The sequence below is a fragment of the Pseudomonas sp. GL-B-19 genome (genome assembly GCF_019956415.1).
Classification (GTDB): Bacteria; Pseudomonadota; Gammaproteobacteria; order Pseudomonadales; family Pseudomonadaceae; genus Aquipseudomonas.
In genome coordinates, this window is record NZ_JAHBDK010000032.1 from 43,606 (window position 1) to 63,134 (window position 19,529).

Sequence of the window (19,529 nt, forward strand, 5' to 3'; positions counted from 1 at the left end):
ACACACACTTTCGATCCGCAAGCCTGAAGCGCCCTATCCCGTACAGGCTGCAGATGCCCCGTAACCAATGATGCTGACTGCCCGCGACGAAGATTTGTCGAGCCCACGCTCATGCACAGTCATCGCGACGCCTAGCTCGGAGCCTGCCGGAATGCGTACTAGCCTCTCAAATAACAATATCGCGCTGGATCTGCCCTCCTTTCCCACTGCCGCCCCCCACGGCCCAACGTTTCAAGACCCCGTGGTGCTCAGCCCTCGCCTGCACAACAAAGACCTCGCGCCGACCAAAGCCGAGGGCCGGCGCTGGGGCCGCTACAGCATCTTTGCCCTGTGGACCAACGACGTTCACAACATCGCCAACTACTCCTTCGCCATCGGCCTGTACGCCCTCGGCCTGGGCGGCTGGCAGATCCTGCTGTCGCTGGGGATCGGCGCGGCGCTGGTGTATTGCTTCATGAACCTGTCGGGATACATGGGACAAAAGACCGGCGTGCCGTTTCCTGTCATCAGCCGGATCAGTTTCGGCATTCACGGAGCGCAGATTCCTGCACTGATCCGCGCCGTTATCGCCATCGCCTGGTTCGGCATTCAGACATACCTGGCCTCCGTTGTCTTTCGTGTGTTGCTGACGGCGGTGCATCCCGGTTTCGCCGACTACGACCACAACTCGATCCTTGGCCTGTCGAGCCTGGGCTGGGTGTGTTTCGTGGCGATCTGGTTGGTGCAACTGGGGATTCTTGCCTATGGCATGGAGATGGTGCGGCGCTACGAAGCGTTTGCCGGGCCGGTGATCCTGCTGACCGTCGCTTCCCTCGCCGGGTGGATGTACTTCCAGGCCGATGCGACCATCGCCTGGTCGATCCGCGAACCGCTGACCGGTGGCGAGATGTGGCGCAATATCTTCGCCGGCGGCGCGCTGTGGCTGGCGATTTACGGCACGCTGATCCTGAATTTCTGCGACTTCGCACGCTCGTCGCCGTGCCGCAAAACCATCAAGGTCGGAAATTTCTGGGGCTTGCCGGTGAATATTCTGGTGTTCGCCAGCATCACCGTCCTGCTGTGTGGCGCGCAATTTCAGATCAATGGCCGGATCATCGAAAGCCCGACCGAAATCATCGCCTCGATCCCCAATACCTTCTTCCTGGTGCTTGGCTGCCTGGCATTCCTGATCGTCACCGTGGCAGTGAACATCATGGCCAACTTCGTGGCCCCGGCCTTCGTGCTGAGTAACCTGGCGCCGAAGTACCTGACGTTCCGCCGCGCCGGGCTGATCAGCGCGACCATCGCGGTGCTGATCCTGCCGTGGAATCTCTATAACAGCCCCTTGGTGATTGTGTATTTCCTCTCCGGCCTCGGCGCCCTGCTCGGGCCGTTGTACGGCGTGATCATGGTCGACTACTGGCTGGTACGAAAAGGTCAGGTCAACGTGCCGCAGTTGTACAGCGAAGACCCCAACGGCGCTTATTACTACAGCCGTGGCGTCAATTTACGCGCCGTGGCGGCTTTTATTCCCGCAGCGTTGATCGCCATCGTCCTGGCGCTGGTACCCGGTTTCCACAGCGTATCTCCGTTCTCCTGGCTGATCGGCGCCGGGATCGCCGGAATGCTCTACCTGATCATCGCCAAACGGCAGCCCCACTACGCCGACGTTAGCGGTGAAGCCATCGCGGTCGACAACGTCAGCCATTAATCCCTTGGCGACCCGACAGCGTCGGGCCGCAGAACCACCCCGCTATAAGGACTTCTCATGCGAATTCTCGTGGTCAACGTCAACACCACCGAATCCATCACCCAGGCCATCGCGCGTTCGGCTCAATCGGTGGCCGCACCGGGCACGGAAATCATCGGCCTGACGCCGCACTTCGGTGCTGACTCCATCGAAGGCAATTTCGAAAGTTACCTGGCCGCCATCGCCGTGATGGACCGGGTGATGTCCTACGACCAGCCTTTCGACGCAGTGATTCAGGCCGGTTATGGCGAACACGGCCGCGAAGGCTTGCAGGAACTGCTCAACGTGCCAGTGGTGGACATCACCGACGCGGCGGCCAGCACCGCGATGTTCCTCGGCCATGCCTATTCGGTGGTAACCACGCTGGACCGCACCGTGCCGCTGATCGAAGATCGTCTCAAACTGTCCGGCCTCTGGGATCGCTGCGCATCGGTGCGAGCCAGTGGGCTGGCGGTGCTGGAACTGGAGTCCGATCCGCAGCGGGCGCTGGAAGCGATTGTGCGTCAGGCGGAATTGGCGGTGCTGGAGGACAAGGCCGAGGTGATTTGCCTGGGCTGTGGCGGGATGGCCGGGCTGGATGAACAGATCCGTCAGCGCACTGGCGTGCCGGTGGTGGATGGCGTGACGGCGGCGGTGACCATTGCCGAATCACTCGTGCGGTTGCGGTTGTCGACGTCGAAAGTGCGCACGTATGCGACGCCTCGGCCGAAGCACATTGTTGGCTGGCCGGGACGGTTCGGGCGGTAGACCGCGTTATCGTTCATCGCGGGCAAGCCACGCTCCCACAATGGATTTTGGGTGCTCAAAAATCCCCTGTGGGAGCCGGGCTTGCCCGCGATGGCAGCACCTCCGGTATCAAGCCAGGCTCAAACCGCACTAAACCGCTGCCCCAACCCCTGCTCCGCAAACTGCTCAATGATGAAATCCACAAACGCCCGGGTCTTGCCCGGCAACAGTTTGTGTTCCGCGTAATAGATCGAAATGTTGCCATCGTCGATGTACCAGTCCGGCAGCACTCGTTGCAGCTTCCCGCTCTCCAGATAACCCGAAGCGAACGGCATGCTCACCAGTGCAATCCCCAGCCCCTGGGCTGCCGTCGCGCACGCCGCTTCCGAATCGCTCATGGTCATTCGCGCCTTCAGCGTCAACGGACTGTGCTGCTGCGTGCGACTGGTCAACTGCCAGGAACGCACCCGGCCGGTCTGCGGCGAACGAATCAGAATGCCATCGTGGTGCTTGAGATGATCGGGCTCGACGATGACGTCGTGCGCCTCCAGATAACCGGCTGACGCCACCAATACCCGATGCGCCGGCGTCAGCTTGCGCGCCACCACACCTTGGGGCAGTTCGAAACCGCCGCCGATGGCCGCGTCGAACCCCTGCGCGATCAAATCCACCTGACGGTTATCGAAGTGCCAGTCCGGATTAATCGCCGGAAAGCGCCGCAAAAACTCCCCCAGCAACGGCACGATATACAGACGCCCGAACACCGTCCCCATGCTGACCTTCAACGTCCCCGCCGGTCGCCCTTCAGCGCTGGCCAGATTGGCCACGGCATTCTGGATGGTGTGCAGGCTGGAACTGACCTCGCCGAGAAACAGCTGACCGGCTTCCGTCAATGTCAGGCTACGGGTGCTGCGTTGAAACAGCCGCACACCGAGCCGCGCCTCAAGTTTTGCAACACTCTTGCCCACAGCTGCCGGGGTCAGACTCAAGCGCCGAGCGGCTTCGGCAAAGCTGCCGACCTCGGCGCTGCGCACGAAGCATTCGATACTGCTGAAGGTTTCCATAAGCGCCACTATAAACTTTTGGTTTACACAGACTATCGCAATTACCGTCTACTCAGCGTGTAATCCGCAATCGATACTAGGCTCCATCAACCGAGGCATCCGCCTCGGGACTTTGGAGATCGATATGACTACTCAGAACCTCAGCGGCAAAGTGGCGTTGATCCAAGGTGGATCTCGCGGTATCGGCGCAGCCATCGTCAAACGCCTGGCCGCTGAAGGCGCGACCGTTGCCTTCACCTACGTCAGTTCCACAACCAAAGCCGAAGAATTGCAAAACAGCATCACCGTCAGCGGCGGCAAAGCCCTGGCCATCAAGGCGGACAGCGCCGACGCCGAGGCCATTCGCAGCGCCGTGAGCGCTACCGTCAAAGCCTTTGGTCGCCTGGACATCCTGGTCAACAACGCCGGCGTGCTGGCCGTTGCCCCCCTGGAAGATTTCAAACTCGAAGACTTCGACCAGACCCTCGCCATCAACGTGCGCAGCGTGTTCATCGCCACCCAGGCCGCTGCCACACACATGACCGAGGGCGGTCGCATCATCAACATCGGCAGCACCAACGCCGATCGCATGCCCTTCGCCGGCGGTGGCCCGTACGCCATGAGCAAAGCGGCACTGGTTGGCCTGACCAAAGGCCTGGCCCGCGACCTCGGCCCACGCGGCATCACCATCAACAACGTGCAGCCCGGCCCGGTCGACACCGACATGAACCCGGCCGACGGTGACTTCGCTGAAAGCCTGATCCCGTTAATGGCAGTGGGTCGTTACGGCAAAGCCGAAGAAATCGCCAGCTTCGTTGCCTATCTCGTCGGTCCGGAAGCCGGTTACATCACGGGTGCCAGTTTGACCATCGACGGTGGTTTCGGCGCCTGATGCGCTAGACGCAATCAAAAGGTGGGAGCGAGCCTGCTCGCGAAGACGGTGCGTCAGGCAACATTGTTGTTGTCTGACCTATCGCATTCGCGAGCAGGCTCGCTCCCACATTTGTCAGCTGTTGCGTTAAGCCCATTCCAGGGCAGGTAAGCCGCATACGCTCGGCGTGAACGCCTTCAACGTACGAAGAATCCCATCGGCATGTGCGTATTTTTCGTCCGCCATGGCTTCGTCCGGGATCGCTATCGCAGTCATCCCCGCCGCTTTCGCCGCGGTGACACCAAACGGTGAATCTTCAAACACCAGGCAATCCTCCGGCGCGACGCCAAGGCGTCGCGCTGCCGTGAGGAAGATATCCGGTGCCGGCTTGGCTGCGCCTACTTCCGGGTCATCGGCCGTCACGATGAAGTCGAACAGCGCAAACCAGTCACGGTGCAACGTGGTTTTCTGACCGAACGACTGACGCGAAGAACTGGTGCCCACGGCTATCGGAATATGGTTGGTCTTCAAGTGCCGCACCAGTTCCTCTGCACCCGGCATCGCCAGAGCTGTAGGAAAACGCTCGCGTATCAGCGGCTCACGGATCACCAGGAACTCTTCGGCGGTGATCGGCAGATCGAGCGCATCGACCACGTAACGCGCCAGATCACCGGCACCGCGACCGATAATATTTTGCTTGATGCTCCAGTCAAAAACCCGACCGTAACGCGCGGCGATCAGGGACGTGACCTCGGTATAAATGCCCTCGGTGTCCAGCAACAAGCCGTCCATGTCGAAAATCACAGCCTTGATCGGGCCGAACTGATTGAGCGGTGCATTCATCGCATCGGATCCGTTTTCTAATGACATCCCAGAGGCGGCTCAAATACGGCCGGGTCCGTGATCGATTAAAGGATTCAGCAGCATAGCGAGCGCGACTGACATTGGGCAACGGGCAATGCCTGACCGTTACAAAAAGTGCTAGTCGTCATTTAGCGATTTTCCCTACATAAAACGCCTCCTTTCCCGACTTCTTTACCCGCTGATCCCAAGCAAAGTCTCGCGCTCACATTTGATCTGCGCGAGGGACTGCGAATGTTCGTACCTGACAAGGTACTGGCCTTGAATAACGCCATCGGGCTGCTGGTGGTCGCTGCCATGGACCCTGAGCAGCCGGACGTCAAAGCGCTGCTCGCAGACTTTCGGCTGTGCCTCAACGACTACGACGCCTGGGCGGAGAGTTTCTGGACCGGCAAGGCGCTGGATATCGAGCAGGTATTCAAGGTCGGCAACGAAGTCCGGCTGGTCGCACCGAAGCATTCCACGACACCTGTCAGCGCAACCGTCGCCGCGTGTCCGGCCAGCGGCCCGTTGACGCTGGTGCACATGTTCGATGCTGCGCGATTCGTGCCGATTGGCAATACGCCGGTGATGCTGGAGCCGTTGAACGCTGATGGCACCTATGGCGAGCCGGTCAACCACGAGATCGGCCCCAGCGGCATCCTCGAAATCCCCGAGTGCGAGCGCGGCCAGCGTTACCGCATCACCTTCTTTCCGAATGTTTCCACTGACCATGTCAAAGCGTTGTACGCCTCGTATCAAGGTGTCATCGACGACCTGGAAAACTGGCTGCGCAACGAGTGGTCGAGCGAATTCGAATCATCATGGGCCGCGTATTCCGAGGCCGGATTCATCCAGCGCTACGGCCTGTTGCAACAGGCTGACTGGCTCGGTTTCGAGAACTCGCTGAATGGTTTGTGGGACGACGTGAAGCAGATTTACGAGCTGATCACGGACCTGCAAGCCAACAGCGAAAAACTCCTTGAATACCTGACCGAGGCCGAACTTGAAACGCTGTTGAAGGCCTCGGCTGAATCGATTGCCAATCTGTTGTTGGTGTTGAGTGACGAGCCGTTGATGTTCATCCATCTGGCGGCGTTCACCAGTTGGCTGCGGATGATGCCACCGCAGCACATCGCCGAGGTCGTGGCGGAAATTTGTACAGGGATATTGATCGGATTCCTGTTGGCATGCGCTACAGGTCCTATGGGACTGACGTCCGGCATCAGCGCCAGAGTGCTGAGCAAAATCAAATCGGTGCGAGCGCGCAAATGGCTGGCTGCCGCGAGTTTTCGCCTGGCCGCCCAATCCGACCTGACGCCCCATGCGGGTGTACTCAAACCCCTCGCGCTCAACGTCCGGACTGCTCCGCTGAACCCTGCGCCTGCGGTGCCGTTGCAGATCAGCGCGGGCTCTACGCCGGCTGTACTGGTGAACAACCCGGTTGCCATCGCGCGCAACAAATCCACAGCAAAAACTCGCCTGAGCCGCAAGGAAAACCGTGACGACGCCCCCGAGCAGGCGAAAAACCCCAACGGTGACAGCGCCGATTGCGCACCACTGACCTGCACCAACGGTTGCCCGGTGTCGATGGTCACCGGCGAAGAGCTGCTGACCCTGGAAGATGGAACGCTCAACGGTTTACTGCCGTTTGCGTTCACCCGGTTGTACCGAACCAGCGCCGTGGAAATCGATTGCGGGCTGGGCTGGGGCTGGAGTCATTCGCTGGCGCACCGGTTGGAGCTGGACGCAGAACACGTCGTCTGGATCGACCATGAAAACCGCCGCACGACGTTTCCGCTGCCCAGCCAGGAATGCCCGGCCATTCACAACAGCCTGTCGCGGGCGGCGATTTATCTCGGGGATCAGCCTGAAGAATTAGTCCTCGCCCTGGCTGGCGAGACGGTGCGCTTTTATCACTTTCGCAATGGGCGGCTGACCGAGATCAGCGACGCCTACAACAACCGGTTGCACGTCACCCGTGACCGACAGGATCGCATTCAGCGCCTCGACAACGGTGCAGGTCGTTCGCTGCTGTTGCGCTACGAGCGCCGGCACATCATCGCTGTCGAGTATCAGTCGTTTCACCCTGCCGACAATGCGGATGACACCTGGCGCACAGAGCAAACGCTGATCGCCTACCGCTACGACGCCCGACAGCGACTGATTGAAGCGACCAATGCCGCCGGGGAAAGCGAACGGTACGACTACGACGACCAACACGTGATTCTCCAGCGGCAACTGGCCGGGGGGGCAAGTTTCTTTTGGGAGTGGGAGCGGTCCGGCAAAGCCGCGCGATGTATTCGGCACTGGGCGACGTTCGCGCAAATGGATACGCGTTATGCCTGGGACGACAACGGCGCAGTACTGGTTAAAAACGTCGATGGCAGCGAGGAAGTGTATGTCCATGACGACACCGCGCGACTGGTGCGCCGGGTTGAACCGAATGGTGCCGAGCACCTAAAGACGTATGACCACAAGGGTCAGCTGATTGCCGAACAGGGGCCGCTGGGAGCAATTACTCAATACCGCTACGACGAAATCGGGCGGCTGATTGCGCTGATTCCACCTGAAGATGAGCCAACGTCCTACGAGTACCGCAACGGTTTCCTGCATGCGTGCTATCGCGGCAAAGCGGTATGGAAATATCAACGCAATGCTCAAGGCGATGTTACCGAGGCCATCGATCCCGACGGCGAGATCACCCACTACCACTACGACGCTCAAGGTCGCCTGCTGTCGATCCGTTATCCGGACAACAGTCGTCATGTTTTCGTTCGGGATGCTATCGGGCAACTGATTGAGGAAACGCTGCCGAACGGCGGACAGCGACGGTTTTCCTACGACGCGTTGGGACGGCAAATTACCCGTCAGGACGAACACGGTACTGTCACTCAATACCAGTGGGATGCCGTTGGCCGACTGATTCAGACCATTCTTCCTACTGGCGCCAGCCGTGCCTTCAGCTACAACGCCTACGGCAAGATCACCGCCGAACGCGATGAGCTGGGCCGCATCACGCGTTTTGAGTACGACGATGACCTGCACCTGGTCAGTCGCCGGACCAACCCCGACGGCACGCAACTGCGTTATCGCTATGACAACGCACGGCTGCTGCTGACCGAAATCGAGAATGAATCCGGCGAACGCTATCAGCTGGACTACACGCCCAGTGGATTGATCCGACAGGAAAGCGGATTTGACGGTCGACGCACCGCGTACGTCTACGACCTCAATGGCCATCTGCTGGAGAAAACCGAGTTCGGCGATGACGGCTCGCAGCTGACAACCCGTTATCAACGGGACTCGGCCGGTCGCCTGCTGATCAAAACCCTGCCCGACGGCATCAAGGTCGAATACCACTACGACAGCCTGGGCCGCTTGGTCAGCGTTAATGACAACCATGATCACCCACTGGAATTCGAATACGACACTCAAAACCGGCTGATCACTGAACACCAGAGTTGGGCCACGTTGCGTTATGGCTACGACGCTTGCGGCCGACTCAGCCACCTGCGCCTGCCAGACAACAGCAAACTCGCCTACCACCGCGCCAAGGGTGGCGCACTGACAGCCATCGACCTTAACGGCACACGTCTTACCAGCCACACCTATCAATTCGGCCGTGAATTACAGCGCCAACAAGGCTTGTTACACAGCCAGTACGAGCACGACGAACAAGGTCGCCTGAAGGCCCACGCGGTCAGCCAACACCAGCAATCGCTATACCGACGTGACTTTACCTACAGCGCCAACGGCAATCTCGACGCCATCGCTGACACCCGCCATGGCCAACGCAACTACCAATACGATCCCCTCAACCGCCTGATCCGCGTCCGCCATTCCCGCGATCAACAACCCGAAAGCTTCGCCCATGATCCGGCCGGCAATCTGCTGATGCAGGATCGCCCCGGCCCGTCCACCGTCAAAGGCAATCGCCTGTTGATGCAAGGCGACCGCCACTTCGACTACGACGCCTTCGGCAACCTGATCCGCGAACGCCGAGGCACTGCGCAAAAACTCGTCACCGAATACCGCTACGACTGCCAGCACCGACTCATCGGCGCCACCCTGCCCAACGGCACCTGCGCGACCTACCGCTACGACGCCTTCGGCCGCCGTATCAGCAAAACCGTCGACGGCAAAACCACCGAGTTTTTCTGGCAAGGCGACCACCTCATCGCCGAACACAGCCAGGACCACCATCGTAGCTACCTCTACGAACCCGGCACCTTCCGCCCACTCGCCATGCTCGACGGCAAAGGCCCACGCCAGGCCTGCCCGTTCTACTACCAACTCGACCACCTCGGCACCCCGCAAGAACTCACCGATTACAGCGGCGACATCATCTGGGCCGCGCAATACACCGCCTACGGCCGCCTGACTCGACTGAACCGCGATACGCATCAAGTGCTGGATCAACCGCTGAGGTTTCAAGGGCAGTATTTCGACGCGGAGACGGGGCTGCATTACAACCGGCATCGTTACTACAACCCGGATCTTGGACGGTATCTGACACCGGATCCGAGTGGGTTGGCGGGTGGGATAAACGGGTATCAGTACACGCGGAATCCGACGGGGTGGGTTGATCCGTTGGGGTTGAGTGAGTGTCCTGGAGGGGATGGGTGTAAGAGGCCGGCGTTTGGGGAGGAGGATCCGGCGGGGAAGGTTTGGGTTGATGAGGGTGAAGTAACGCTTCCCGTACCTAACGGCAAGATTGATTATCTCTATCGGGGCGACGTGAAGCACCCCGACGAAATCTTCAGAACGGGATTTAAGAGTAAAGGGGAAAGCAATGACCTATTGCTTCATGCTATCGACAGCGATGATCCGCCAAGCAATTTCGTCAGCACCTCACCATCTAAGGGTACGGGCATCCAATTTGCTACGAAATTTAGAACAAGAAAAGGCTTTTTGTACACACTCAGACAAATTGATGGGATAGATGTCAATAAAGAGTTGAAAAACCTTGTTCCGTTTGCAGATGAAACTGAAATAGCCATCCCAAACAGGATTGATACAGCAGATATAATAGGCGCGACACCGATGAAAAAGGACGGGAGCTACGTCGGATACTCCATTCCTAACCCAAATAGGAAACCAAATGGAAACCACTAAAATCACAATAGTAATTGACAACCATGAGGAGCAGGCAAAGCTGCAATATGATGCCGCGAAGATGGTTATAATTTTTACAATGAAAAATGGTTTCCGAAAAAGGTATGAAAGCGAGGATCTCTATCTATGCCTAGCAAAAATAAGGCTTGATTTCCCCCATGTAAAATTTTTATGTAAAGGGGCAAAACTAAACGTAACCCCTTCCAGAATGTGCTCACAAATGAGTGGCGGATTCGTTGCATACGAACTAAAAATGGGAAAATCCGCGACATTTGATGACATCGTCTACATATTTGACTACGAAGAAACCAATATCGTAAACACATTAAAAGAGCAAAGAGATTTTTATAAAAAATGGCTACAGTCATTGAAATAGAGTGATCCGGATCTGCACCCACCTTCCTAAACGGTATTGAGAAGGCCTTGGAATCTTCAAGCAACGTGGGACATGACAGACTGGAGCATCGAAGAAGATGAATCACAGAAACGACAGTCTTGAACAACTTGTATCCGACTTTCTTTCGATGGTGAATAAAGCAACTGCCCTACTCAGAGAAAAATTTGGCACTAGATGCATCCTCAGGCTATGGCACACCAATAAAATCGAGCGATGCGGAACAATTACCGGGGACATAACCTATGAACTATACGGGGTTGGATGTGCTGTTTACTTCCCTGAATTGTGCATAGACTTTGATTACGGACCGGAAGGCAGGACAGACGGCTTTGATGTTTGGAAACTTTATATTTTTGCTTGCGAGTCGCCGCAAAAATACAAAAAACATACTGACAAGAAAGTTCTCAAAGCCGAGTTCGAGGAATATTTAAAACTGGGTAAATTTGAAAAAATGTCGGACTCCCCCGGTGAACTGTATTTTTTAAAAGCTCCTACCAACGTCTAAACAAAATCCATCAAGTAACTATTTCTCTATCGAATGCCCCCTAGCATGTGGTGCTAGGGGACAAGTAGCTCAACCACCCGAACCGTCTGAACCACCTCCAGTTCCACTCATCTCGGAGCTATCAAAACTACCAGATCCTGCAGACCCACTCCCCATCGAACTCCCACCACTCACCACCCCACTTCCCGCCTCCGACCTCGTGCTGCTCCCATCCGCATCACCACCATTCCCGCTTTGGATAGAACCAGGTGGCAGCGCCTTACCATCCGAAGAGTTCGCATTCATTTCGGTATACGGAGGCATTCCCCCTTTATCCACAGGCGCATCATTCCCGTTGGATTGAGCAACGGCGGTCAATGAACCGACAGACAACAGCCCTGCAATGATCAGGGCTGTTAGTTTTGAACTGATCATGGTGCATCTCCTTTAAAAGGTGCATACCAGATCTGGCAGCGCTCACTTTTTAAAGTTGCCGCACAATCGACCAGCGGCTTTTCAGCCGGGTTCACCCGAGTAATCATCACTGGCAATGTCCGGATCCTCAGGCTCCGCCTCGACATCTCCGCGCTTCACATCATCAGCTGGCAGTTGCCCCACCGCCGTATCGTCATCCGGCGGACGTTGATCACGACTCAATGAGTTGGTCGGTGAAGGCAGCGGATATTCAGGGGTGTCGTCGATATCTGTGTCTTTCAGATCTGTGTTCATAAGCACCTCTCGAAGGGCCTGAAAATCAGGTCCTAATACTTCGAGGGGATGATGCAGGGGAGTGTTCGATCAGAGAGACGATCGGTCGAAGCGCGGCGCCAAAGATAAATCTTCGTCTTCGTCCTCTTCGTCCTCTTCGTCCTCTTCGTCCTCTTCGTCCTCTTCGTCCTCTTCGTCCTCTTCGTCCTCTTCGTCCTCTTCGTCCTCTTCGTCCTCTTCGTCCTCTTCGTCGTACTCGAGGTTCCCCACATCGCCCGCGTCATCAGAATCGTTGAGCGGCACCGTGGTGTCGTCCATCAGTGAACCTGGATCTTCGTTGCCAGGGTCGTTGATGAACGGAAGCCCGCTCGGACCTTTTTGTTCGTTGCCGTCGGTTTCAGGCGTCATGGCATGCCTCGTAATTTTTGGTTGTGTATTAAGTTCGAGACTGCCTTTGGCCGAACGTTCCGGCTTGCGAAGCCCAGATACGAAAAACCCGGCGCGGGGCCGGGTTTTTTTCTACTCGAGAGCAAGTTAGTGATGTTTGTTTTTATGTTTGTGATTGTGCTTGTGACCACCACCGGAATGGGAGCTGCCATGATCATTGTCGTCGTTGCCCAGGTTGTTGCCGACGCCACCACCCGCTGCACCACCAAGACCAGCACCAATGGTCGCACCCGTTGAGCCGCCGAGACTGTTGCCAATCACCGAGCCGCCTGCCGCCCCTAAGCCACCGCCAATTGCCGCTTCATTGCGACTGCCCTTATTTGCCCCGACTGCGCTCCCTGCCGCACCGCCGACACCGGCGCCAATGGCTGCGCCCGTGCTGCCGCCCAATTGTCCGCCGACGACATTACCCAGCGCACCACCCAGACCGCCGCCTACTGCTGCGGTGCCGTCGTTGGCTGCCATTGCTCCTTGAGCCATCAACAGTCCAACCACAAACGCGGAAAGCGCCAAACGTCGAGCACTTACGCTTCTAGTCTTTTTGCCGTTATTAACCGGTGTCATAGGACGCCTCGTATTCTTCTGGGGTATATGGGCTTTGAGACTATGTTTAAAGAATCGTTCATAAAAGAAAAACCCGGCATTTAGCCGGGCTCTTCAATGCTGATCGATCAGGATCAGTGACGCTTGTGACCTTTGCCCAGGTTGCTGCCTACGCCGCCGCCCAACGCACCACCCAAACCTGCACCGATGGTGGAGCCGCTCTTGCCGCCCAGGCTGTGGCCGATCATCGAACCACCGGCTGCACCAACACCGCCACCAATGGCGGCTTCAGTACGGCGGCCTTTAGGCGCCGCAACAGCGCTGCCGGCTGCGCCCGCTACGCCAGCACCAATCGCTGCGCCGGTGCTGCCACCCATGCTCTGGCCGACCACATTACCCAGCGCGCCACCAAGACCGCCACCGATCGCGGCGGTGCCATCACTGGCAGCCATCGCACCTTGAGCAACCAGAAGCCCAAGAACCAGAGCAGGCAGTGTTAAACGCATGACGAAAACCTCAAAAATAGGGGAAAAAAGAAAGCCGGGGATTGAATGCTGTAACGCAGTAAACGTCCACAAAAAATCATCCGCACTTCGCAATTAGCGACGGTTGGACAGCTTTTATGGAAAAGGTTTTATGACAGGCGAAAAAAAGCCCGCTGGGGAACGGGCTAGGGTACAGCTTTCTAACGGATGGTTTGAGCCTACGGACGAGCTTGTGAAAAGTCTGTGAAAAATAAAGGGAACGTCATGACCGAGCGACTGAGGTCCGGTTTTGAATCGATACTGCGAAAATGAAAACCCCGCTCGAATACGGGGTCTGTCCGGTTAACAGTTATTTCCTGGAAGGCGCCGCCACTCTTGGCAGAAATTTCGCCTTTGGGCCTCTGGGCGTCGTCGATTTCACTTTGCTGATCTGGACCGGGTCTTCCCCAAAGCCCGCCACATACTCTGTCTGGCCACAATTAACGCAATTGTTGATCGGAAATTCAGCCCCGTCGTCTTCGATATACGGATCAGCCATACCTCTTCCCCTCTCAAAAGGGTCGACACCGGCAAAGCCCTTTGCCTGAAAAATATCGACCGCCAAGGTTTTTGAGACTAGCCGGTCACTACCGGACTTGTAATTCATATTTCCGCACGCCCGACGAGTGGCCCGCGTTGCACCCTACAACTCGACGCGTGATTAAACCGAATGAATCACCTCAGTTTGACCGCTGTCCCTGTCACAAAAACCACCACCATCCCACCCTTGCCGGCCGGCATGCTGATCTCAAAATCGAGCCCCACCACCGCGTCTGCCTGAAGCGCCCGCGCCCGTTCCTTGATCTCGTCAGTCGCTTGAATCCGCGCCTCCTTCAATGCACGCTCCAATGTCTGAGAACGCCCCCCAAAAATATCCCGCATTCCGGCGAACACGTCACGGATAACGTTAATGCCCTGCACTGACTCTGCACTGACAATGTCCAGATAAGCGGTAATTTGGCGGCCTTCGATGGCGTGGGTTGTGGTGGTGATCATGGGGATTCCTTCTTCATAAACAGTGGATCAAGGCAACTTGGACAAGTAAGCAGCCAACGCATCAAACGCCGGCAACGTCACCGGATCATTCGCCGAATTACTCGCAATCGGGTGCGAGGCGTAGCGAACAATCACCATCTCGGCTTTCGGATCGACATAGATGCGCTGACCATGAACGCCACGCGCCATGAATGCCCCACCCTCCTTGTCCGTCACCCACCACATCGAGCGGTAACTCCAGCCCTTCAACAAGTCATAACCGGCCTTGGCAAAAACCTGTTTGTCGCCGCCACGGCGGATGTCATCCACGACGGCTTTGGGCACGATCTGCTGGCCGTTGAACCGACCATCATTGCGCAGCATCTCGCCAAACCGGGCGAGGTCACGCAAGCCAGTGTTCAAGCCACCGCCAGCAAACGGCGTCCCGATGGAGTCCACCGTGAAATAGGCATCCTGCTCGGCGCCCAAGCGACTCCAGATGCGCTCCGACAATAACTGCGCAACATTACGGCCGGTCGTTCGAGCGATGATCCAGCCCAAGACGTCAGTGTTGACGGTCTTGTAGCCAAACGCGCTGCCGTGTTCACCTTGCAGTTGAACGGTCTGCAAAAACTCGTAGTAACTTCGCGGCCCGGTGTAGTCCTTTGGCTTGGGCAATGGGCTACCAGCCTTTGCGTGTGCCCAGACTTCGGCATTCGGGTCGGCATAGTCTTCGCTGTATTTGAGCGCGGTTGTCATATCGAGGACCTGACGCACCGTAGCGCTGCCGAACGCAGAAGCCGCCAGCTCTGGAACGTAATCGACGACAGGCTTGTTCGCATCGATCCGCCCTTCAGCCACCAACATCGCGCCGAGCGTGCCGACCACAGATTTGGTCACCGACATCGCCGCGTGCTGACCTTCGGGTTTCAGTACGCCGAAGTAGCGCTCATAAACAACCTTGCCCCTGTGCATCACCACAATCCCATCCGTGTAAGTCGCCGCAAGGGATTGATCCCAAGTCATCGACTGCGTTGCGCCGAGCGGTGTGAAGCTGAGGGCGCCGATATCGTTGAGAAGCGCGGAAACCAGCGGCACCGGGTCGCCCAGGCCTCGTGAAACGTTGATCGTCGGCATGAGCTGCCGGAAGTTCGAGACACTCCAGCGCATCGCCGGAAATTGGAAATAGCTGCCATCTTCGAAGCGCACGGTGCGATCGGCAGGAGGAGGCGAGCCGACCATCCAGCCGAGTTTTGCGGGGTCGCTGGCTTCGGCGTCGGGGAATGGTGTTGCGGTGACGAGTGATGACAGGGCACACACCAACACCGCAGTGATGGACATGACATTGCGACGGTGAGCAACGCGAGGGGGGGACATGGTGTCGATTCCGTTCGAGGGGTCCGGCAGTCTAACAGGTGGGTGGCGAGGCTGAAGATCGGGCTTTTCAAGGAACTGAAGAGGTCGTACCGGATGGGAAAAAATCAGGCGCTAAAGAAGTTTAATCAACACCGCAGTGACGGTTGCTACCGTACCAATCATCCCAATGGCTATCGCCACCGGATACCAAAAGGTTTCACGGGTCATCTTGCCCGCCTCGGCACTCAGCTTGCCCGCTTCAGCATTCAGCTTGCGCTGCTCAGCGAGCAATTTGATGATCTCTACGTGGACCTTTTCGAGTTCGGCCTGTTTCATAGTCATTTCCTGCATAACTCGCGTAGGCGTCGATGACGCGAACCAGATGGTCATCGGGAATGAGTTCGTCCAACGACACTGGAAACAGTGCGCTCTGGGAGCGGTTTTCACCTTGGATAAATCGCATAAAAAAGATGCCCGTATATTGCGATACCTGAGCCATCAATGAGCCGAATGAGTTTTTCCAACTTCGAATACACCGGTAAGCGCAAGCAGACCGCCGTGAACGGTTCCTGGCCGAGATGGATCAGTTCGTGCCTTGGAGCGACTTGCTGGCGTTGATCGAGCCGTATTACCCAAAGGCCGGCGGTGGCCGCAAACCGTATACGTTGTTGTTTTGGCGTTATTTGCACGGCACTCCGTATGCCGCGATTCAACGCAATTGGGTGGATACCCCTCCTTAAGAGGGGGGCGGTGTGAGCACAGCCTGTTCACGATGCTCTTAATGCACCGTGTAAGTCCTTCCACCGCCCAACAGAGAACAACAAGCATGTTTTATGAAAACATCGATACCTCCTCCATCAACGACGAGGACCTACCGTGGGTTCCGTTCGCACCTTACAGCGATGAAGTCTTCATCAAATACATCAAATGCGACCCGGTTCGCGGGGAAACCATCACCCTGCTCAAGGCCCCGGCCGGGTCTGCTCTGCCCAAGCACTATCACTCCGGCACGGTCATCGTTTACACCGTCAAGGGTGGCTGGAAATACCTGGAGCACGACTGGATCTCGACACAGGGCGGCGTGGTGTTCGAAACCGCAGGTTCCAGCCATACGCCTATCGCGCTGACTGAATATGGCGATGAACTGATCACCTTGAACATCACCCAGGGCGACCTGCTGTATTACGACGATAACAACAACGTCGTTGCCGTCGAGAACTGGAAATCCAGCGTGGATCGTTACCTGGCGTTCTGCAAAGCCAATGATATCGAGCCCAAAGACATCACCAGCTTTGCGGTCTGACCAGCCCTCGAATCTCTCAGCCGTCCGGTGTTCGACCGGGCGGCTGCGCCGTTGTAATGAATAAAAAACGGAGACACCCATGTCCCAGAAGCTGCAACCCGCCGGACGTTTCACCCTGAAACTCTGCGCACTGTTGGCCAGCTCGGTCGCATCCGCACAAGACTCACTGCCCTTCCCGCCGACGCCCTCGGCCAGTGACGCCAAACCGACGCTGCAAGAATCAAAGCACCAGAAACGTCAGCATCAATCTCACCTTCCTGCCGAGGCCCCCAATATTCTGGTGATCATGCTTGATGACGCCGGCTTCGCGCAGTCCGACACCGTCGGCGGCGCAGTCCATACGCCGACTCTGAGCCGAGTCGCCGACAGCGGTGTGCGCTACAACGCTTTTCATACCGCAGCCATCAGCTCCGCTACTCGCGCCGCATTGCTTACCGGACGCAACCATCACCGAGTTGGCAACGGCGTCATCGCAGAGCTGGCCACCGACTGGGAAGGCTACACCGGCAAGATACCCAAAAGCTCGGCGACCATGGCCGAGGTGCTCAAGCAATATGGCTATAGCACCGCCGCATTCGGCAAATGGCATAACACACCACCCATGGACACCACGGCGGCCGGTCCTTTCGATACTTGGCCGACGGCCTACGGTTTTGAACACTTCTACGGTTTCATGGCCGGCGAAACCTCTCAGTACGAACCGCGTCTGTACCGCGACACAACGCCAATCGAACCGGTGCGAGACCCGAAATATCACCTCAGCGAAGATCTCGCCAATCAGGCCGTAAACTGGCTGCAAGACCATCAGACCTACGCGCCAGCAAAACCGTTTTTCATGTATTGGACACCGGGTGCCGTACATGGCCCGCACCAAGTGAATGCGCAATGGGCCGATAAATACAAAGGCAAGTTCGACGGTGGTTGGGACGCCTATCGTGAGCAGACGTTTGCTCGCCAGAAAGCTCTGGGCTTTATCCCGCAGGACGCCGTCCTTACGCCGCGCCCGGCGGAACTCCCAGCCTGGGACAGCTTGTCTTCCGAACAGAAACAGTATCAGGCACGGTTGATGGAGGTGTATGCCGGCTTCCTGGAACATGCCGACACGCAGGCCGGCAAGATCCTCGACGAACTGGAGCGTGAAGGTAAGCTCGACAACACGCTGATCTTTTATGTGTTCAGCGACAACGGCGCTTCCTCCGAGGGGATGGAGGGCACGATAAATGAGTTGCTGGCCCAAAATGGGATTCCAGTCCCCAAAGAGCAGCAGTTGAAAGTCCTCAACGAGATGTATGGCGGCTTGTCCGCACTCGGCGGTCCTAAACTTGAAAGCATGTACAACGCCGCGTGGGCCTGGGCAGGTTCAGGGCCATTCGTAGGCACTAAACTAGTCGCCGGCTACTTCGGCGGTACACGCACGCCGCTGGCCGTTTCCTGGCCGAAACAGATCAAGGCCGACGCCAGAGTTCGCGCACAATTCCACCATGTCAACGACATTGCCCCTACTGTCTACGACGTGCTGTCGATCACGCCACCCAAAGAGGTTAACGGTATCGCTCAGGACCCAATGGATGGAGTCAGCCTGCGCTACACCTTCAACGACGCTCAGGTGAAGTCGAAAAAACCGGCGCAATACTTCGAAGTCTTAGGCAGTCGCGGCATCTACAAGGATGGCTGGATGGCCTCGGTTTTTGGCCCGCGCAAACCCTGGGTGCAAGGCTTTGCGCAGTTCATGGGCTGGAATCCGGCGAATGATCAATGGTCGCTCTACAACCTGCAAAACGACTACTCCCAGGCCAACGATGTAGCCGCGAGTCATCCGGAGAAACTTGCGGAGCTGAAGGCGGAGTTTGACGTGCAGGCCAAGGCGAATCATGTCTTTCCGATTGGTGCCGGTCTCTACCCCTTCCTCGATCCGACTGCACGAATCTCTAGCAGCCAACGCGAATGGCATTTCAGTGATCGCGTCCATCGCTTTCCGGAATTCGCTGCCCCCAACCTGCGCAATCAGAACAGCAAAGTTGTCGTCGACGCCGACGTTCCAGCTAACGCCACCGGTGTGTTGTATGCCTTGGGCGGTATCGGTGGTGGGGTCAGCCTGTACATGGATGACGGCTTCCTGATCTACGAGTACAACGCGCTGGCTATCTCTCGAGTCAAACTGCGTTCGGCCGAACGAGTACCCGCAGGCAAAGTCAGTATCGAAGTGCTGACGACCATGTCGTCAGCCAAGCCCGGAGCGCCGGCCAGTCTGAGCCTGCGACTTGACGGGCAGGAAGCCGCTAAAGGGGTGACGCCGTTTACTCCGGCACTGACGTTCACCGCCAGCGAAACCTTCGACGTGGCTGAAGACCTAGGTTCCCCCGTCACCCTGGACTATTTCGAGCGTGCGCGCTTCGCATTCAATGGCAAGGTCAAGGATGTACACGTGACGTATTTGCCTTGACACTCAATGCCGCCCGGATAAC

At 57.3% G+C, this 19,529-nt stretch carries 18 protein-coding genes and 2 pseudogenes; 9 read left to right on the forward strand and 11 right to left on the reverse strand.

What is annotated here, in order from left to right; translation table 11 throughout:
- Window positions 1-151: 151 nt before the first annotated feature.
- Both KGB06_RS14275 and KGB06_RS14280 read left to right on the forward strand, forming a co-directional pair.
- Complete coding sequence (locus KGB06_RS14275; RefSeq protein ID WP_223516761.1) at window positions 152-1,690, forward strand: NCS1 family nucleobase:cation symporter-1; 1,539 nt, start codon at window positions 152-154, stop codon at window positions 1,688-1,690.
- A gap of 57 nt (window positions 1,691-1,747) precedes the next feature.
- The gene (locus KGB06_RS14280; protein ID WP_223516762.1) at window positions 1,748-2,476 is read left to right on the forward strand and encodes an aspartate/glutamate racemase family protein; all 729 of its coding nucleotides are present in this window, start codon (window positions 1,748-1,750) and stop codon (window positions 2,474-2,476) included.
- A 119-nt stretch (window positions 2,477-2,595) separates the two neighbouring features.
- On the opposite strand, the gene KGB06_RS14285 is transcribed toward KGB06_RS14280, so the two are convergent.
- Entirely contained in the window at window positions 2,596-3,519 is a 924-nt protein-coding gene (locus KGB06_RS14285) for a LysR family transcriptional regulator (protein ID WP_223516764.1), read from the reverse strand.
- A gap of 124 nt (window positions 3,520-3,643) precedes the next feature.
- Between KGB06_RS14285 and KGB06_RS14290 the strand changes: the two genes are divergently transcribed.
- Complete coding sequence (locus KGB06_RS14290) at window positions 3,644-4,390, forward strand: 3-oxoacyl-ACP reductase family protein (RefSeq protein WP_223516766.1); 747 nt, start codon at window positions 3,644-3,646, stop codon at window positions 4,388-4,390.
- Between the two features lie 126 nt (window positions 4,391-4,516).
- Here KGB06_RS14290 and KGB06_RS14295 read toward each other — a convergent pair whose 3' ends face one another.
- Window positions 4,517-5,212 (reverse strand): HAD-IA family hydrolase, encoded by a 696-nt coding sequence (locus KGB06_RS14295; protein ID WP_223516767.1) that lies wholly within the window; start codon window positions 5,210-5,212, stop codon window positions 4,517-4,519.
- A 252-nt stretch (window positions 5,213-5,464) separates the two neighbouring features.
- Between KGB06_RS14295 and KGB06_RS14300 the strand changes: the two genes are divergently transcribed.
- The 3 genes from KGB06_RS14300 to KGB06_RS14310 all read left to right on the forward strand — a co-directional run bounded on the left by KGB06_RS14300 (window position 5,465) and on the right by KGB06_RS14310 (window position 11,229).
- Window positions 5,465-10,327, forward strand: a complete 4,863-nt coding sequence (locus KGB06_RS14300; protein WP_223516768.1) for an RHS repeat-associated core domain-containing protein — start codon at window positions 5,465-5,467, stop codon at window positions 10,325-10,327.
- Window positions 10,314-10,703 (forward strand): hypothetical protein, encoded by a 390-nt coding sequence (locus KGB06_RS14305; protein WP_223516770.1) that lies wholly within the window; start codon window positions 10,314-10,316, stop codon window positions 10,701-10,703. The genes KGB06_RS14300 and KGB06_RS14305 overlap by 14 nt, the downstream gene beginning before the upstream one ends.
- A gap of 97 nt (window positions 10,704-10,800) precedes the next feature.
- A complete protein-coding gene (locus KGB06_RS14310; RefSeq protein WP_223516772.1) occupies window positions 10,801-11,229 on the forward strand; it encodes a DUF6896 domain-containing protein in 429 nt (142 codons plus the stop codon).
- A 69-nt stretch (window positions 11,230-11,298) separates the two neighbouring features.
- On the opposite strand, the gene KGB06_RS14315 is transcribed toward KGB06_RS14310, so the two are convergent.
- From KGB06_RS14315 to KGB06_RS14355, 9 genes and pseudogenes are all read right to left on the reverse strand, one after another.
- Complete coding sequence (locus KGB06_RS14315; protein WP_223516774.1) at window positions 11,299-11,643, reverse strand: hypothetical protein; 345 nt, start codon at window positions 11,641-11,643, stop codon at window positions 11,299-11,301.
- Window positions 11,644-11,724: 81 nt separating this feature from the next.
- Window positions 11,725-11,937, reverse strand: a complete 213-nt coding sequence (locus KGB06_RS14320) for a hypothetical protein (RefSeq protein ID WP_223516776.1) — start codon at window positions 11,935-11,937, stop codon at window positions 11,725-11,727.
- Window positions 11,938-12,141: 204 nt separating this feature from the next.
- Window positions 12,142-12,324, reverse strand: a pseudogene (locus KGB06_RS14325) (hypothetical protein); the annotation flags it as partial.
- Between the two features lie 126 nt (window positions 12,325-12,450).
- Window positions 12,451-12,927 (reverse strand): glycine zipper domain-containing protein, encoded by a 477-nt coding sequence (locus KGB06_RS14330; RefSeq protein WP_223516778.1) that lies wholly within the window; start codon window positions 12,925-12,927, stop codon window positions 12,451-12,453.
- A gap of 113 nt (window positions 12,928-13,040) precedes the next feature.
- Window positions 13,041-13,412 (reverse strand): bacteriocin, encoded by a 372-nt coding sequence (locus tag KGB06_RS14335; protein WP_223516780.1) that lies wholly within the window; start codon window positions 13,410-13,412, stop codon window positions 13,041-13,043.
- Window positions 13,413-13,740: 328 nt separating this feature from the next.
- The gene (locus KGB06_RS14340) at window positions 13,741-13,929 is read right to left on the reverse strand and encodes a hypothetical protein (RefSeq protein WP_223516806.1); all 189 of its coding nucleotides are present in this window, start codon (window positions 13,927-13,929) and stop codon (window positions 13,741-13,743) included.
- A 176-nt stretch (window positions 13,930-14,105) separates the two neighbouring features.
- Window positions 14,106-14,426: a YbjQ family protein gene (locus KGB06_RS14345; RefSeq protein WP_223516782.1), complete on the reverse strand. Its 321-nt coding sequence runs from the start codon at window positions 14,424-14,426 to the stop codon at window positions 14,106-14,108.
- Window positions 14,427-14,453: 27 nt separating this feature from the next.
- Complete coding sequence (locus tag KGB06_RS14350; protein WP_223516808.1) at window positions 14,454-15,746, reverse strand: serine hydrolase domain-containing protein; 1,293 nt, start codon at window positions 15,744-15,746, stop codon at window positions 14,454-14,456.
- A 147-nt stretch (window positions 15,747-15,893) separates the two neighbouring features.
- Window positions 15,894-16,097, reverse strand: coding sequence for a hypothetical protein (locus tag KGB06_RS14355; protein ID WP_223516784.1), 204 nt, complete (start codon window positions 16,095-16,097; stop codon window positions 15,894-15,896).
- Window positions 16,098-16,262: 165 nt separating this feature from the next.
- On the opposite strand from KGB06_RS14355, the pseudogene KGB06_RS14360 reads away from it, so the two are divergent.
- The 3 genes and pseudogenes from KGB06_RS14360 to KGB06_RS14370 all read left to right on the forward strand — a co-directional run.
- Window positions 16,263-16,483 (forward strand): annotated as a pseudogene (locus KGB06_RS14360) (IS5/IS1182 family transposase); the annotation flags it as partial.
- A gap of 104 nt (window positions 16,484-16,587) precedes the next feature.
- Window positions 16,588-17,064: a 2,4'-dihydroxyacetophenone dioxygenase family protein gene (locus tag KGB06_RS14365; protein ID WP_223516786.1), complete on the forward strand. Its 477-nt coding sequence runs from the start codon at window positions 16,588-16,590 to the stop codon at window positions 17,062-17,064.
- A 79-nt stretch (window positions 17,065-17,143) separates the two neighbouring features.
- Window positions 17,144-19,507 carry an arylsulfatase gene (locus KGB06_RS14370; RefSeq protein ID WP_223516788.1) on the forward strand — a complete coding sequence of 788 codons (2,364 nt, stop codon included), beginning with the start codon at window positions 17,144-17,146 and terminating at the stop codon, window positions 19,505-19,507.
- The last annotated feature ends 22 nt before the right edge of the window (window positions 19,508-19,529 follow it).